The 14,335-nt window shown below is 69.7% G+C and carries 14 protein-coding genes and 1 pseudogene; 7 read left to right on the top strand and 8 right to left on the bottom strand.

The window, feature by feature from the left end; genetic code table 11:
- The first annotated feature begins 20 nt into the window (after positions 1–20).
- The gene (gene glgC, locus EDF48_RS11940) at positions 21–1,262 is read left to right on the top strand and encodes a glucose-1-phosphate adenylyltransferase (protein WP_123294454.1); all 1,242 of its coding nucleotides are present in this window, start codon (positions 21–23) and stop codon (positions 1,260–1,262) included.
- A 100-nt stretch (positions 1,263–1,362) separates the two neighbouring features.
- A complete protein-coding gene (gene serB, locus EDF48_RS11945; RefSeq protein WP_131880188.1) occupies positions 1,363–2,001 on the top strand; it encodes a phosphoserine phosphatase SerB in 639 nt (212 codons plus the stop codon).
- Between the two features lie 92 nt (positions 2,002–2,093).
- Here serB and fabG read toward each other — a convergent pair whose 3' ends face one another.
- Complete coding sequence (fabG, locus tag EDF48_RS11950) at positions 2,094–2,807, bottom strand: 3-oxoacyl-ACP reductase FabG (RefSeq protein WP_131880190.1); 714 nt, start codon at positions 2,805–2,807, stop codon at positions 2,094–2,096.
- 165 nt (positions 2,808–2,972) lie between these two features.
- Between fabG and EDF48_RS11955 the strand changes: the two genes are divergently transcribed.
- The 3 genes and pseudogenes from EDF48_RS11955 (at position 2,973) to EDF48_RS11965 (ending at position 4,680) form a co-directional block, all read left to right on the top strand.
- Positions 2,973–3,395 (top strand): DUF3099 domain-containing protein, encoded by a 423-nt coding sequence (locus EDF48_RS11955; protein ID WP_123294380.1) that lies wholly within the window; start codon positions 2,973–2,975, stop codon positions 3,393–3,395.
- Positions 3,395–3,601 (top strand): annotated as a pseudogene (locus EDF48_RS11960) (hypothetical protein); the annotation flags it as partial. The gene EDF48_RS11955 and the pseudogene EDF48_RS11960, both read left to right, overlap by 1 nt.
- Positions 3,602–3,699: 98 nt before the next feature.
- On the top strand, positions 3,700–4,680 hold the full coding sequence (locus EDF48_RS11965; protein ID WP_131880192.1) for an SURF1 family protein: 981 nt from the start codon (positions 3,700–3,702) through the stop codon (positions 4,678–4,680).
- Positions 4,681–5,009: 329 nt separating this feature from the next.
- Here the strand turns inward: EDF48_RS11965 and EDF48_RS11970 are convergent, their stop codons facing one another.
- Complete coding sequence (locus EDF48_RS11970) at positions 5,010–6,608, bottom strand: ABC-F family ATP-binding cassette domain-containing protein (protein ID WP_123294378.1); 1,599 nt, start codon at positions 6,606–6,608, stop codon at positions 5,010–5,012.
- 115 nt (positions 6,609–6,723) lie between these two features.
- On the opposite strand from EDF48_RS11970, the gene EDF48_RS11975 reads away from it, so the two are divergent.
- Positions 6,724–7,323 (top strand): biotin transporter BioY, encoded by a 600-nt coding sequence (locus EDF48_RS11975; RefSeq protein ID WP_123294377.1) that lies wholly within the window; start codon positions 6,724–6,726, stop codon positions 7,321–7,323.
- 287 nt (positions 7,324–7,610) lie between these two features.
- Here the strand turns inward: EDF48_RS11975 and EDF48_RS11980 are convergent, their stop codons facing one another.
- The 5 genes from EDF48_RS11980 to sufB all read right to left on the bottom strand — a co-directional run bounded on the left by EDF48_RS11980 (position 7,611) and on the right by sufB (position 11,804).
- A complete protein-coding gene (locus tag EDF48_RS11980) occupies positions 7,611–7,940 on the bottom strand; it encodes a metal-sulfur cluster assembly factor (RefSeq protein ID WP_111083972.1) in 330 nt (109 codons plus the stop codon).
- A complete protein-coding gene (gene sufC / locus EDF48_RS11985; RefSeq protein ID WP_111083971.1) occupies positions 7,940–8,722 on the bottom strand; it encodes a Fe-S cluster assembly ATPase SufC in 783 nt (260 codons plus the stop codon). The genes EDF48_RS11980 and sufC overlap by 1 nt, the downstream gene beginning before the upstream one ends.
- Before the next feature lie 71 nt (positions 8,723–8,793).
- Positions 8,794–9,120 (bottom strand): non-heme iron oxygenase ferredoxin subunit, encoded by a 327-nt coding sequence (locus tag EDF48_RS11990; RefSeq protein WP_111083970.1) that lies wholly within the window; start codon positions 9,118–9,120, stop codon positions 8,794–8,796.
- A complete protein-coding gene (sufD, locus tag EDF48_RS11995) occupies positions 9,120–10,385 on the bottom strand; it encodes a Fe-S cluster assembly protein SufD (RefSeq protein WP_131880194.1) in 1,266 nt (421 codons plus the stop codon). Before sufD ends, EDF48_RS11990 begins: the two co-directional genes overlap by 1 nt.
- The gene (gene sufB, locus EDF48_RS12000) at positions 10,386–11,804 is read right to left on the bottom strand and encodes a Fe-S cluster assembly protein SufB (protein ID WP_111083968.1); all 1,419 of its coding nucleotides are present in this window, start codon (positions 11,802–11,804) and stop codon (positions 10,386–10,388) included.
- 252 nt (positions 11,805–12,056) lie between these two features.
- Here sufB and EDF48_RS12005 point away from each other — a divergent pair, with 252 nt between their 5' ends.
- The gene (locus EDF48_RS12005) at positions 12,057–13,034 is read left to right on the top strand and encodes a COX15/CtaA family protein (RefSeq protein WP_131880196.1); all 978 of its coding nucleotides are present in this window, start codon (positions 12,057–12,059) and stop codon (positions 13,032–13,034) included.
- 371 nt (positions 13,035–13,405) lie between these two features.
- On the opposite strand, the gene EDF48_RS12010 is transcribed toward EDF48_RS12005, so the two are convergent.
- Positions 13,406–14,332 carry a heme o synthase gene (locus tag EDF48_RS12010; RefSeq protein ID WP_111083966.1) on the bottom strand — a complete coding sequence of 309 codons (927 nt, stop codon included), beginning with the start codon at positions 14,330–14,332 and terminating at the stop codon, positions 13,406–13,408.
- Between the last annotated feature and the right edge of the window lie 3 nt (positions 14,333–14,335).

The following is a 14,335-nucleotide window of genomic DNA, read 5'->3' on the forward strand; positions in this document are numbered from 1 at the left end:
TGACGCCTACTGTGAGCGGCATGGCACCAAAGAAGGTCTTCGGCATCGTGCTCGCTGGCGGCGAGGGGAAACGGCTCATGCCGCTCACGGCCGACCGGGCGAAGCCCGCAGTCCCGTTCGGCGGGAACTTCCGTCTCATCGACTTCGCGCTGTCGAACCTGGTGAACTCCGGTCTGCAGAAGATCGTCGTCCTCACCCAGTACAAGTCGCACAGTCTCGACCGGCACGTCGCCGAGACCTGGCGCATGGAGGGCCTGCTCGGGTCCTACGTGGCGTCGGTCCCCGCGCAGCAGCGACTCGGCAAGCGCTGGTTCGCCGGCTCGGCCGACGCGATCCTGCAGTCGCTCAACCTGCTCCGCGACGAGCGTCCCGACATCGTCGTCGTGGTCGGCGCCGACCACGTGTACCGGATGGACTTCCACCAGATGGTCGAGGCGCACATCGCCTCGGGTCGCAGCGCCACCGTCGCGGCGATCCGTCAGCCCATCGAGCTCGCCGACCAGTTCGGCGTCATCCAGGTGGACGCCGACGACCCGACGAAGATCGACGCCTTCCTCGAGAAGCCGAAGAACCCGGTCGGGCTCGCTGACTCCCCTGGCGAGGTCCTCGCCTCGATGGGCAACTACGTGTTCAACGCGGACGCCCTCGTCGACGCGGTGCTCCGCGACGGCCAGGTCGAGTCGTCCGCGCACGACATGGGCGGCGACATCGTCCCCGACTTCGTGGACCGCGGCGACGCCGGGGTCTACGACCTGCAGCGCAACGAGGTCCCCGGGTCCACCGACCGTGACAAGTACTACTGGCGCGACGTGGGGACGATCGACTCGTTCTTCGACGCCCACATGGACCTCATCGCCCCGGTGCCGGTGTTCAACCTGTACAACCAGGACTGGCCGATCTTCAACCAGCAGACGAACCTGCCGCCGGCGAAGTTCGTGCGGGACGCCAACGGCAACACCGGCTCGACGGTCGACTCGCTCGTGTCGCTCGGATGCCTGGTGTCGGGCGCACAGGTCGAACGCAGCATGATCGGCCCGTGGTGCGGGATCGACTCCGGCGCGAAGGTCCTCGACTCGATCGTGTTCGAGCGGGCGACGATCGGCGCCGGTTCGGTCGTGAACCGGGCGATCCTGGACAAGGACGTCGTCATCGCGCCGGGTGCGCAGGTCGGCATCGACCGTGAGGCCGACGAGGCCCGCGGCTTCACCGTGACCGAGTCCGGCATCACCGTGGTCGGCAAGGGCGTCCGCGTCGACGCGTAGCGTCGGCCGGTTACGTCGACACCGACGAACGGACGGTCAGGAGGCACGGCTCGCGTCTCGGACGCGGGCCGTGCCTCCTGACCGTCGGTACCGTTGGTCCGTGCCCCGCTTCCTCGTCGTCCTCGATGCCGATTCCACCCTCCTCGAGGACGAGGTGATCGAACTCCTCGCCGACACCGCCGGGACCCGGCCACAGGTCGCGGCGATCACGGAGCGCGCCATGCGCGGGGAGATCGACTTCGCCGAGAGCCTCCGGGAGCGAGTCGCGACCCTTGCGGGCCTCCCGGTCGACGTCTTCCGACGCGCACAGCAGGCGGTCCGCGTGACGCGGGGTGCCGACCAACTCGTCCGCGGCGTGCACGCCGCCGGTGGGACCGTCGGTGTCGTGTCCGGCGGGTTCCACGAGGTCCTCGACCCGTTCGCCGAGCGACTCGGTCTCGACCACTGCCGCGCGAACCGGCTCGAGGTCGCTGACGGCGTGCTGACGGGACGTGTGCTCGGCGACGTCGTGGACGCGCACGCCAAGGCCGTCGCCCTGCGCGAGTGGGCCGAGGCCGACGGCGTGGACGCGGTCCGCACCGTCGCGATCGGCGACGGGGCGAACGACCTCGAGATGATGCGCGTCGCCGCCCTGTCGGTGGCGTTCGACGCGAAGCCGCGCGTGCGGGAGCAGGCGGACGTCGCCGTCGTGGACCGCGACCTGTCCGCTGTGCTCGCGACGCTCGGCCTGCGCGGCTGAGCGGACCGTCCGGTTCTTCGCGCTCAGCGACACGTCACGCGCGCGAGCACCCGTGAACTGTCGCTGAGCACGAAACGACGCGCAGGCGCTGGCTAGTGGCCCATGCCGAGGCCGCCGTCGACCGGGATGATCGCGCCGGAGACGTAGCCGGCCCCGTCGCTCGCCAGGAACAGCGTGGCGTCGGCGACGTCGTCGACCGTGCCGTACCGGGCCGCCGGGATCGCCTTCTTGAACTCGGTCTGCAGCTCGTCGGACAGCGCGGCCGTCATGTCGGTCTGGATGAACCCGGGCGCGACGACGTTGGCGGTGATTCCGCGCGAGCCGAGCTCACGGGTGATCGACCGGGCCATGCCGACCAGGGCGGCCTTCGACGACGCGTAGTTGACCTGGCCGATCTGGCCGTAGGCGCCGACGACGCTCGACATGAGCACGATGCGGCCGAACTTGGCCTTCATCATGCCCTTGGTGGCGCGCTTCACGACCCGGAACGTGCCGGTCAGGTTGGTGTCGACGACGCTCGTGAAGTCGTCCTCGGACATGCGGAGCAGCAGCTGGTCGTTCGTGATACCGGCGTTGGCCACGAGCACCTCGATCGGTCCGAGCTCGGCCTCGACCTGCGTGAAGGCGGCGTCCACCGAGGCCGTGTCGGTGATGTCGGCCTGCACGGTGAGGGCCCCTTCGGGTCCGCCCTGTCCGCTGCGCGACGTGACCGCGACGCGGTGCCCGGCGGCGACGAAACGCTCGGCGAGGGCGTGGCCGATGCCGCGGTTTCCGCCGGTGATCAGGACGGTACGGGGGGTGCTCATGGTCGCTCCGTTCGGTGGTGGTGTGCGGTCGTGTCGTGCCGACGGGTCGGCGGACACGCCCGGACGAGCGTAGCGGAGCCAGCACCGCAGCCCGTTCGCGCGCGGCGCACCCACGATCGGCCCCGGAGGCTTAGGCTGGACCACGGGTAGACGGAGACCATCTGTATGAAGAGCACGCACACGAGCATCACCACGCTCCCGGATTCGCCGGAGCTGGACCGGGCGCACCGCCTGTCCCGCTACGTGTGGCAGATGGCCATCCGCGTCGTCCTCTTCGTCGTGGCCGTGCTCGTCTACTCCATCTGGCACTCCTGGATCGCCGTCGTGCCGATCGTCCTCGCCGCCGTGATCCCCTGGGTCGCCGTGATCGTCGCGAACGCCGGCAGCCGGACCGAGAGCGACATGATCTCGCCCGCCGGTGCGATGCAGCTCTACGACGCCGTCGACCCCGGCCTCCGCGAGCAGCAGGAAGAGGACCGGGCCCAGGCCTACCGCGACGAGCAGGACCGCCTCCGGCAGCAGGCTCAGCACGCGCAGGACGAGTGGCAGCGCAACGGCGACCGCTCGAAGATGTGGGGACCCCGCTGATGGGCGCGACCTTCGACCTGCACACCGAACCGGGCTCGACCCCGGTCTGCTCCCGAGCCGGCTGCTCCAACACGGCAGCGTGGCGGGTGAACTGGCGCAACCCCCGGATCCACTCCGCCGACCGCGTGAAGATCTGGGCCGCGTGCGAGGAGCACCGCGACTTCCTCGCCGACTACCTGCGGTCCCGCACCTTCCCGGTGCGCGTCACCGGCATGCACGAGGACGTCGACCGGCTCGACGACGAACGCGACCCCGCCTCGTCGCCGAAGAACGACGTCGGGGTGCGCTCCACCGGCACCGGTCGATGACCGACGACTTCGACCCGCACTCCCGGTACGGCCGGAAGCACGCTGCCAAGCTGCAACGCGCCGCCGACCACGCCCGTCGCTCCGTGCCGGACGACGAACGCCCCACCCAGGACCCGGACGAGCCCTTCGTCGGCTGGCACTTCGTCCGCAGTCGCCGCTGGCTCGGGTACTTCGCGATCGCCGTGGCCTTCGCGATCGTCTGCGCCCTGTTCGGCATGTGGCAGTGGGACCGCCGCAACGAGGCCGTGCGTCAGAACGAGCAGGTCGCCCAGAACTACGACCACACCCCGGTCCCCCTCGACCAGGCGCTGCCGACGGCGTCGAGCTGGCAGGACGAGCAGGAGTGGCTCCGCGTCTCCGTGACCGGCCGCTACGACATCGACGCACAGCTGCTCGTCCGCAACCGCGTGCACAACGGCCAGCCCGGCTTCGAGGTCCTGACCCCCCTGGTCACCGACGACGGCCGGGCGTTCATCGTCGACCGCGGCTGGGTCCCGACCGGCAACGCGCAGGACGCCCCCGACCACGTGCCCGCTCCCCCGTCGGGCGAGGTCACGGCGATCGTCCGCCTGCAGCAGAGCGAGCCCCGGATCCCCGGCCGCACCGACCCCGCGCACACGGACCAGGTGCAGTCGGTGACCCTGGCCGACGTCGCGAAGAAGGTCGACACCCCCATCTGGACCGGTGCGTACGGCGAGCTCGCCTCCGAGTCCCCCGCCCCGACCGAGGCGCGCCCGCTCGGCTGGGAGCGTCCCACCGCCGACACCGGCCTGCACCTGAGCTACTTCATCCAGTGGTTCCTGTTCGCGGCCGGCGGCTTCGGGTTCCTGGCGTACGTGATGGTGCAGGAGTACCGGAACCTCAACCAGGACGACCCAGAGGAACGCGAGCGCGCCCAGGAGCGGCAGCGCCGCAAGGACGCCAAGCCGAAGACCGACGCCGAGATCGAGGACGACCTGATCGCGTCCCGCCGCTGACGCGCTGCGCCGGGCCGCTCGCCGCGGGCGCGCCGCCGAGCGGTCACGAACCGTCGCCCGTCGACGCCGGTGACGCCACGTGGTGACCACTCGGCGGACGTGAGCGGGTTGCCTTGACCGACGGGACAGCGGACGGGAGGCCCGTGGCGGCGTCGCCACGGGCCTCCCGTCCGTCCTACGGTCACGTCGACCACCGCACGCCGCCCGGCCGCTGGTCACGACGCGCTCGCACGCGTGCCGCGGAGCGGTCACGAACCGTCGCTCGCCGGCGACGGCGACGACACATGGTGACCACTCGGCGAACCTGAGCGGGGTGTCGTGACCGCCCGCTAGGCGAGCTCGATGAGCTCCGCGTAGTCCTTGTTCCAGTGGTCCTCGGTGCCGTCCGGCAGGAGCAGCACGCGCTCGGGGTTGAGCGCCTCGACGGCACCGGCGTCGTGCGACACCAGGACGACGGCGCCCTCGAACCCAGCGAGGGCGTTGAGGATCTCCTCGCGCGACGCCGGGTCCAGGTTGTTCGTCGGTTCGTCGAGCAGCAGCACGTTCGCGCCCGAGACGACGATCATCGCGAGCGACAGACGCGTCTTCTCACCGCCGGACAGGACCCCGGCCTTCTTGTAGCCGTCGTCCCCGGTGAACAGGAACGAACCGAGCACGCGACGGGCCTCGGTCTCGTTGAGGTCAGTCGACGCCGACACCATGTTCTCGATCACGGTGCGGTTGATGTCGATGTTCTCGTGCTCCTGCGCGTAGTACCCGATGCGCAGACCGTGGCCGGGCTGGATCTCACCTGTGTCGGGCAGGTCAGCACCCGCGAGGATCCGGAGCAGCGTCGTCTTGCCGGCACCGTTGAACCCGAGGATGACGACGCGCGAACCGCGGTCGATCGCCAGGTCGACGCCCGCGAAGATCTCGAGCGACCCGTAGGACTTCGACAGCCCCTCGGCCATGAGCGGCGTGCGGCCGCACGGGGCCGGCGTGGGGAAGCGGATCTTGGCGACCCGGTCGGCGACGCGCTCGTCCTCCAGGCCCGCGAGCAGCTTGTCGGCACGCGCGACCATCTGGTGCGCCGCGGCGGCCTTCGAGGCCTTCGCACCGAACCGAGCGGCCTGGTCCTTCAAGGTCGCGGCCTTCTTCTCGGCGCCGGCGCGCTCCTTGCGACGACGCTCCTCGTCGGCGACGCGCTGCCGCTGGTAGAGCTTCCAGCCCATGTTGTAGATGTCGATGGTCTGACGGTTGGCGTCGAGGTAGAACACGCGGTTGACGACCTCTTCCACGAGCTCGACGTCGTGGGAGATGATGATGACGCCGCCGGGGTAGGTCTTCAGGTGCTCGCGCAGCCACACGACCGAGTCGGCGTCGAGGTGGTTCGTGGGCTCGTCGAGGATCATCGTCTCGGCATCCGAGAACAGGATCCGCGCGAGCTCGATGCGACGACGCTGACCACCGGACAGCGTCTTGAGCTGCTGGTCGAGGATGCGGTCCGGCAGCTTGAGGTTCGACGCGATCGACGCCGCCTCGGCCTCGGCCGCGTAGCCGCCGAGCGCGTTGAACTGGTCGTCGAGCCGGCTGTACCGGCGCATCGCCTTCTCGGCGACGGCGGTGTCCTCGCTCGCCATGTCGAGCGTGGCGAGGCGGATGCCCTCCACGAGCTCACCGAGCCCGCGGGCGTCGAGGATGCGCTTCCGCGCGGTCTCCTCCGGGTCGCCGGAGCGGGGGTCCTGCGGCAGGTAGCCGATCTCACCACCGCGGTCGATCGTGCCGCCGTTCGGCTGCGTCTCGCCCGCGAGGGCCTTGGTCATCGTCGTCTTCCCCGCGCCGTTGCGGCCGACGAGTCCGATCTTCTCGCCCTTCTCGACACGGAAGGACACGTCTTCCATGAGGAGACGAGCTCCGACGCGGATCTCGAGTTCGTGCACGGCAAGCACAGTGGACGTCCAATCAGTTGGTGGGTTTGCACAACGACGTGTGCGTGAGGTGCACCGCTACGCTGACGGGACCGATGGTTCCGAACGGGACCAGCAGTCCATTCTAGGAGAATCCATGACGAACGCCACCGGGTTCGCTCCCCGCGCAGTCCTCGCCGACCGTCTGCGGACGCACGGGCTGGCCACGAACGCCGCCCTCGTCGCCGGCGGAGCCCTGTTCACCGCTGCGATGGCACAGCTCGAGGTCCCGATGTGGCCGGTCCCGATCACCGGGCAGACGCTCGCCGTCGTGCTCGTCGGCGCGACCCTGGGTGCCCGACGCGGCATGCTCTCGCTGCTCGTCTACGCCGTCGCCGGCCTCGCGGGCGCACCGTTCTTCGCCGACATGACCGGCGGCCTGCAGGCCCTGGCCGTGCCGAGCTTCGGCTACGTCATCGGGTTCATCCCCGCCGCGGGCGTCGTCGGTTGGCTGGCCCGCCGCAACTGGGACCGACACTTCGGGCGCGCAGCCGTCGCGATGCTGCTCGCGAGTGCCATCCCGTTCGTGACCGGCCTGCCGTACCTGGCGGTCGTGCTCGGGCAGCTCGGCGCACCGAACGACCTGCAGTCGGTGCTCGCCGCCGGCCTGTACCCGTTCATCGTCGGTGGGATCGCGAAGGCGCTCATCGCCGCGGGCATCGTGCCGCTCGCGTGGAAGGCGCTCGGCCGCCGCTGACGCTGCGCACGACAACGGCCCCGCACCGATCGGTGCGGGGCCGTTCTGCGTCCGCTGCGTGCGGGGCGGCGGGCCGTGGGTCGGTCACGACTCCCCGCCAGCCGGACGCCGAGTGGTCACCTTCCGTCGCCCGGAGCGCGGTCGGCCGACAGAACGTGACCACTCGGCGAACGCGAGCGGGCGGTTGCGACCACTCGGCGGCGCGCCCCGCGCGTGGCGCGACCACGGACAGACGGGAGGCCCGGTGCCAGCTGGCGCCGGGCCTCCCGTCTGCGGTGTGGTCGCGACTAGATCGCGAACCCGAGCGCGCGCATCATCTCGCGCCCGTCGTCGGTGATCCGTTCCGGACCCCACGGCGGCATCCAGACCCAGTTGATGCGGAAGGCGTCCACGATGCCGTCGAGGGCGTTCGCGGTGTCGCCCTCGATGACGTCTGTCAGCGGGCAGCCGGCACTCGTCAGCGTCATGCTGATCACGAGCGCCGAGGCCTCGTCGTCCCAGGCCAGGTCGTAGATCAGGCCGAGGTCGACGATGTTGACGCCGAGCTCCGGGTCCTGGACCTCCTTCAGGCCCTCGACGACCTCGTCGAACTTCTCCGGGGCGAGTGCCGCGATCATCAGGCCTGCGCCTCTGCGGCGGACGCCGCCGCGGCCTGCACGTAGCGGTCGTAGCCCTCGTTCTCCAGGCGGTCGGCGAGCTCGGGGCCACCCTGCTCGGCGACCTTGCCCGCGACGAACACGTGCACGAAGTCCGGCTTGATGTAGCGGAGGATGCGCGTGTAGTGCGTGATGAGCAGCACGCCCAGGCCGGTCGCGGCCTTGGCGCGGTTCACGCCCTCGGACACGATCTTCAGCGCGTCGACGTCGAGGCCGGAGTCGGTCTCGTCGAGCACGGCGAAGCGGGGCTTGAGGAGCTCGAGCTGCATGATCTCGTGGCGCTTCTTCTCGCCACCGGAGAAGCCCTCGTTGACGTTGCGCTCGGCGAACGACGAGTCCATCTTGAGGTCGGCCATCGACTGGCGGAGTTCCTTGATCCAGCCGCGCAGGGCCGGGGCCTCGCCGTCGATCGCCGTCTTGGCGGTGCGGAGGAAGTTCGACACCGTCACGCCGGGGATCTCGACCGGGTACTGCATCGCCAGGAACATGCCGGCACGGGCGCGCTCGTCGACGCTCATCGCGAGGACGTCCTCGCCGTCGAGGGTGATCGAGCCACCGACGACGTTGTACCGGGGGTGACCGGCGATCGTGTACGCCAGCGTGGACTTGCCGGAGCCGTTCGGCCCCATGATCGCGTGGATCTCGCCCTCGTTGATCGTGAGGTCGACACCCTTGAGGATCTCCTTGGTGCCCTGATCGGTGTCGATCGAGACCTGGAGGTCGCGGATTTCCAGAGTGGACATTGCGTGGGTTCCTTCGGTTTTCTGTCGTGTCGCGGACGGGCCGCGGAAAGTGTGGGGGCCGGGAGGCGGTGTCAGTCGACGGGCACGGGGTCGTGCACGTCGACGTAGACGTCGCCCTCGCGCACCTCGACCCGGAACACCGGGACGGGCTCGTACGCCGGGAAGTTCTGCGGCTTCCCCGTGGCGAGCGAGAAGCGGGAGCCGTGGGCCCAGCACTCGAGCGTGTCGCCCTCGATGAACCCCTCGGCCAGCGAGATGTCCCCGTGGGTGCACGTGTCGCCGATGGCGTGCACGGTGCCGGACGAGTCCTTCACGATGGCCACCGCGGTGCCGTCGACGACGGCGCGCATGGGGCTGTCCACCGCGATCTCGGACTCCGCGCAGACCTTCGTGGGCATCAGGCGTCGGCCTCCGCCGGCGCGACGATCACCGAGCGGCCCTCGGCGAGCTCCTGCTCGACCGCGGCGATGAGTCGTTCCTCGAGCTCGGGCGCACCGATCTTCTGGATGACCTCGACCAGGAAGCCGAGCACGACGAGACGACGCGCTTCTTCCTCGGGGATGCCGCGGGCCTGCAGGTAGAACAGCTGCTCGTCGTCGAAGCGACCGGTCGCACTCGCGTGGCCGGCACCCTCGATGTTGCCCGTCTCGATCTCGAGGTTCGGGATGCTGTCGGCACGGGTGCCGTCGGTCAGCACGAGGTTGCGGTTCTGCTCGTACGAGTCGGTGCCGTCACCGGCGCGACCGATGAGCACGTCACCGATCCACACGGTGTGCGCGCCCTTGCCCTGCAGCGCGCCCTTGTAGTTGACCCGACCGCGCGTGTTCGGCGCGTCGTGGTTCACGTAGACCTGCTGCTCGATGTACTGACCGGCGTCGGCGAAGTACACGCCGTACATCTCGGTGTCGGCGCCCTGCGCACCGAGGTGCGTCGAGGGGTTGACCCGGATGACGTCGCCGCCGAGCGAGACCACGACGTGCTTCAGGAAGGCGTCTCGGCCGACCTCGGCGAAGTGCGTCGAGACGTGCACCGCGTCGTCGTCCCAGTCCTGCAGGCTGACGACGGTCAGGCGTGCGCCGTCCTGCACGACGATCTCGATGTTCTCGCTGAGCAGTGCGCTGCCGCGGTTGTCGAGCACGACGATGCCCTGGGCGTGCGGCTCGGCCGTGATGACCGTGTGCGCCGCTCGGGGCTGCGTGCCGAAGTCGGAACGCGTGATGGTGATGAACTCGTGCGCCTCGGTTGCCTTGACGGTGACGGCGAGGACGGCGTCGCGCGCGGACCACGCAGCGGCCGCTGCACGGTCCTCGGGCAGACCGGCGGTCCCGACGCGGGGGTCGTCGCTGCGACCCCACTCGACGTCGGCACCGTCGGACTGGCGGGCGAGGAACCGGTAGGCGGATCCGTCGAGACCACCGTCGAGGAGCGGCTGGAGCTTCGCCAATGGCGCGAACTTCCAGTTCACCTCGCGGCCGGTGACGGTCGGGAACGCGTCGAGGTCGCCGGACTGGAACCGCTCGGAGCGGGTCTGGACCGGGATCTTCTTGTCCGGGGCGTCCCAGCCGCCGTCGGAGTGGGCTCCGGCGCCGTGCTGTTCGGCACCCTGGGCGGGTGCCGCGGGCTCGATCGGCTGGTCGATGTGGGGAGGGGTGGTGCTGGACATCTAGCCGACGGATCCTTCCATGCTCATCTCGATGAGCTTGTTGAGTTCGAGCGCGTACTCCATCGGGAGCTCGCGGGCGATCGGCTCGATGAAGCCACGGACGATCATCGCCATCGCTTCGTCCTCGGCCATGCCGCGGGACATCAGGTAGAAGAGCTGCTCCTCGCTCACGCGCGAGACCGTGGCCTCGTGCCCGAGCTGGACGTCGTCGACGCGGATGTCGATCGCCGGGTACGTGTCGCTCCGGCTGATCGTGTCGACCAGCAGCGCGTCACACCGCACGGTGTTCGCCGCGTGGTGCGCCGCCGGGTCCACCCGGACCTCGCCGCGGTACCCCGCGCGACCGCCGCCACGGGCGATCGACTTCGAGACGATCGACGACGTCGTGTACGGCGCCATGTGGATCATCTTCGCGCCGGCGTCCTGGTGCTGGCCGGGGCCAGCGAACGCGACGGACAGGGTCTCGCCCTTGGCGTGCTCACCGGCGAGGTAGATCGACGGGTACTTCATCGTCACCTTGGAGCCGATGTTGCCGTCGATCCACTCCATCGTGGCGCCCTCGTGCGCGATCGCACGCTTGGTCACGAGGTTGTAGACGTTGTTCGACCAGTTCTGGATCGTCGTGTACCGAACGCGGGCGTTCTTCTTCACGATGATCTCGACGACGGCCGAGTGCAGCGAGTCCGACTTGTAGATCGGGGCGGTGCAGCCCTCGATGTAGTGGACGTAGGAGTCCTCGTCCGCGATGATCAGCGTCCGCTCGAACTGGCCCATGTTCTCGGTGTTGATCCGGAAGTAGGCCTGGAGCGGGATCTCGACGTGGACGCCCTTGGGGACGTAGACGAACGAGCCGCCGGACCACACGGCCGTGTTCAGCGCGGCGAACTTGTTGTCGCCGGCCGGGATCACGGTGCCGAAGTACTCCTGGAAGAGCTCGGGGTGCTCGCGGAGCGCGGTGTCGGTGTCCATGAAGATGACACCCTGCTGCTCCAGGTCCTCGCGGATCTGGTGGTACACGACCTCGGACTCGTACTGCGCGGCGACACCGGCGACGAGGCGCTGGCGCTCGGCCTCGGGGATGCCGAGCTTCTCGTAGGTCGCGCGGATGTCCTCGGGGAGGTCCTCCCACGACTGCGCCTGCTTCTCGGTCGAGCGCACGAAGTACTTGATGTTGTCGAAGTCGATGCCCGTCAGGTCGGCACCCCACGTCGGCATCGGCTTGCGGCCGAAGAGCTGCAGGCCCTTGAGCCGGTTCTTGAGCATCCACTCGGGCTCGTGCTTGAGGTTCGAGATGTCGGTGACGACCTCGTCCGAGACCCCACGGCGGGCCGAGGCCCCGGCCGAGTCGGAGTCGGACCAGCCGAACTCGTATTGCCCGAGCCCTTCGAGCTCGGGACGGTCGATGAGCACGTCGGACATGGTCTCCTCGTTTCCTTCTCGCGGGGCAGCGTCTTCAGGTGTGAACCCGTGGCGTCTGGACGCCATTCCACCGCAGACCGCCGACAGGCGGACACGGTGCTGCTCCCTCGCAACGACAATGGTTCCACGCAGTCCCTGGATCGATCGGCGATCTCGGCCCATTCGGAGCCGGCGCCTGCCTAGACTTGACTGCTGCTGAACCCTCGAATCCTACAGGTTCACTGCACGGAACAACAGGAAGGCACCACCCTCGTGACTCGCGTCGGACCCCCCGTCGACCAGGATCTCCGGACCGCACGGTGGTGGTCGCTCCCCCGGGTCGTCGACCGCCGGGTCATCGCGCTGGCGTGGGCCTCGTTCGTGGTCGAGGTCGTGTTGATCGGCACCGGCGGCCTCGTCCGCCTGACCGCGTCGGGCCTCGGATGCCCCACCTGGCCCAAGTGCACGGCCGATTCGCTCGTCTCCACGCCCGAGATGGGCATCCACGGGATCATCGAGTTCGGCAACCGACTGCTCACCTTCGTGCTCGTCATCGTGGCGATCGCGATGTTCCTGGCGGTCGTCCGGATGCTCCGCACGCGCCCCGAACTGTTCTGGCTCGCGTTCGCTCAGGGCGTCGCGATCCCGGTCCAGGCCGTCATCGGCGGGCTCAGCGTGCTCACGAACCTCAACCCGTTCGTCGTCGGGCTGCACTTCGTCGTGTCCGCCGCCCTGACCTCGGTCACCGCGGCCCTGGTCTACCGGACGATGCACGGCCCCCGCACCAGCCACCGCCTCGTTCCCGGCTGGTACACCGGCGTCGTCCGCGGCACGGTCGCCGCCGTCGTGGTCACCGTGCTCGTCGGCATCCTGACGACCGGCAGCGGCCCGCACGCCGGTGCCGACGAGGCCGTCGACGGCGGGATACTGCACCGCACGGGCTTCGACCCCGCGGTCATGGAGCACGTGCACGCCTGGCCCGCGTACGCCCTGTTCGCGCTGACCCTCGTGCTCGTCGTCGGCGCCGTCCGGCTCCGGATCTCGAGCAAGTGGGCGCTGTTGCTGCTCGTCGTCGAGTTCCTGCAGATCGCCGTCGGTCTGACCCAGGCCCGCACCGGCCTGCCCGTCGGGCTGGTGGGCACGCACATGGTGCTCGCCGGGCTGCTCGTCGGGGCCACCACGGCGGTCGTGCTCGCCACGCGCGCCAGCGCCGGTCGCGAAGCCGTGCGCGAACCACTCGACGCCGCCTGACGCCCGGGCGCGTCGCACGCGCAACACCCGTTCTGCGACACCCCACGAGTCGATCGACTCGCGGGGTGTCGTGTTCGCGGTGCGCAGGGTCACGCGGGGCGCAACCACACGCGTGCGCCCCGCGCCCACGTACGCCCCCGGCGGCCAGGAGGCCCGTGGCGGCGCCGCCCCGCGCCTCCCGTCTGCCCCGTGCGCACGTCCACAGCCGCGCCAGATCGCGCGCTGACCCGGAACGACGTCCTCGACGTCGCACGACGTCGAGGACGTCGCATCCCCGCGCGCGCAACCGTCGCGCACGCGCACCGACGACGAAGGACGTCGTACGACATCGAGTTCGTCGTACGACGTCGCCCAGTGGCGGCCCGCAGTGCCTAGAAGGTGAAGACCTGCGGCAGCAGCGGGTCGATGCCCACGGCGATGAAGAGCAGCGTCAGGTACGTGATCGAGCTGTGGAACACACGCATCGGCTGCACGTGCTCGACGTGCTGGATCGCCCGCGAGTACAGCCGGTGCGACTCGACGACGAACCAGATGCCACCGGCCAGTGCGACCACGGTGTACAGCGGCCCCATGTGCGCAACGGGGATGAGCAGGAGCGAGCAGACGAGCGTCGCCCAGGCGTACAGCACGACCTGCAGGCCGACGACGGTGCGACCGCGGACCACGGCGAGCATCGGGACGTCGGCGGCGTCGTAGTCGTCGCGGTACTTCATCGACAGCGGCCAGTAGTGCGGCGGCGTCCAGAGGAAGATCACCATGAAGAGGATGACCGGGGCCCAGGTGAGCGAGCCGGTGACGCCCGCCCAGCCGATGAGCACGGGCATGCAGCCGGCCGAGCCGCCCCACACGATGTTCTGCGGGGTGCGGCGCTTGAGCCACAGCGTGTAGACGAACACGTAGATGAGGATCGCGATGACACTCAGGGCTGCGGCGAGCCAGTTCACCAGGAACCCGAGCACCGCCGTCGACAGGACGCCGAGGATCCACGAGAACACGAGGGCTTCGCGGTCCGAGAGCTCACCGGTCACCAGCGGGCGGGTGCTGGTCCGCTTCATCAGGCGGTCGATGTCACGGTCGATGTAGCAGTTGAAGGCCGACGCCGAGCCGGCGGACATCGCCCCGCCGAGCATCGTCCAGAACACGAGCCAGAGGTCCGGCACGCCACGCTCGGCCAGGAACATGGTCGGCGCGGTGGTCACGAGCAGCAGCTCCATGACGCGCGGCTTGGTCAACGAGACGTACGCACGGACCTTGCGGGACAGCGTCGATCGGGGTCGATCGGTGTCGGGCCTGGTCACGGT

The sequence above is a fragment of the Curtobacterium sp. PhB191 genome (assembly GCF_004346515.1).
In the GTDB taxonomy this organism is placed as follows: domain Bacteria; phylum Actinomycetota; class Actinomycetes; order Actinomycetales; family Microbacteriaceae; genus Curtobacterium.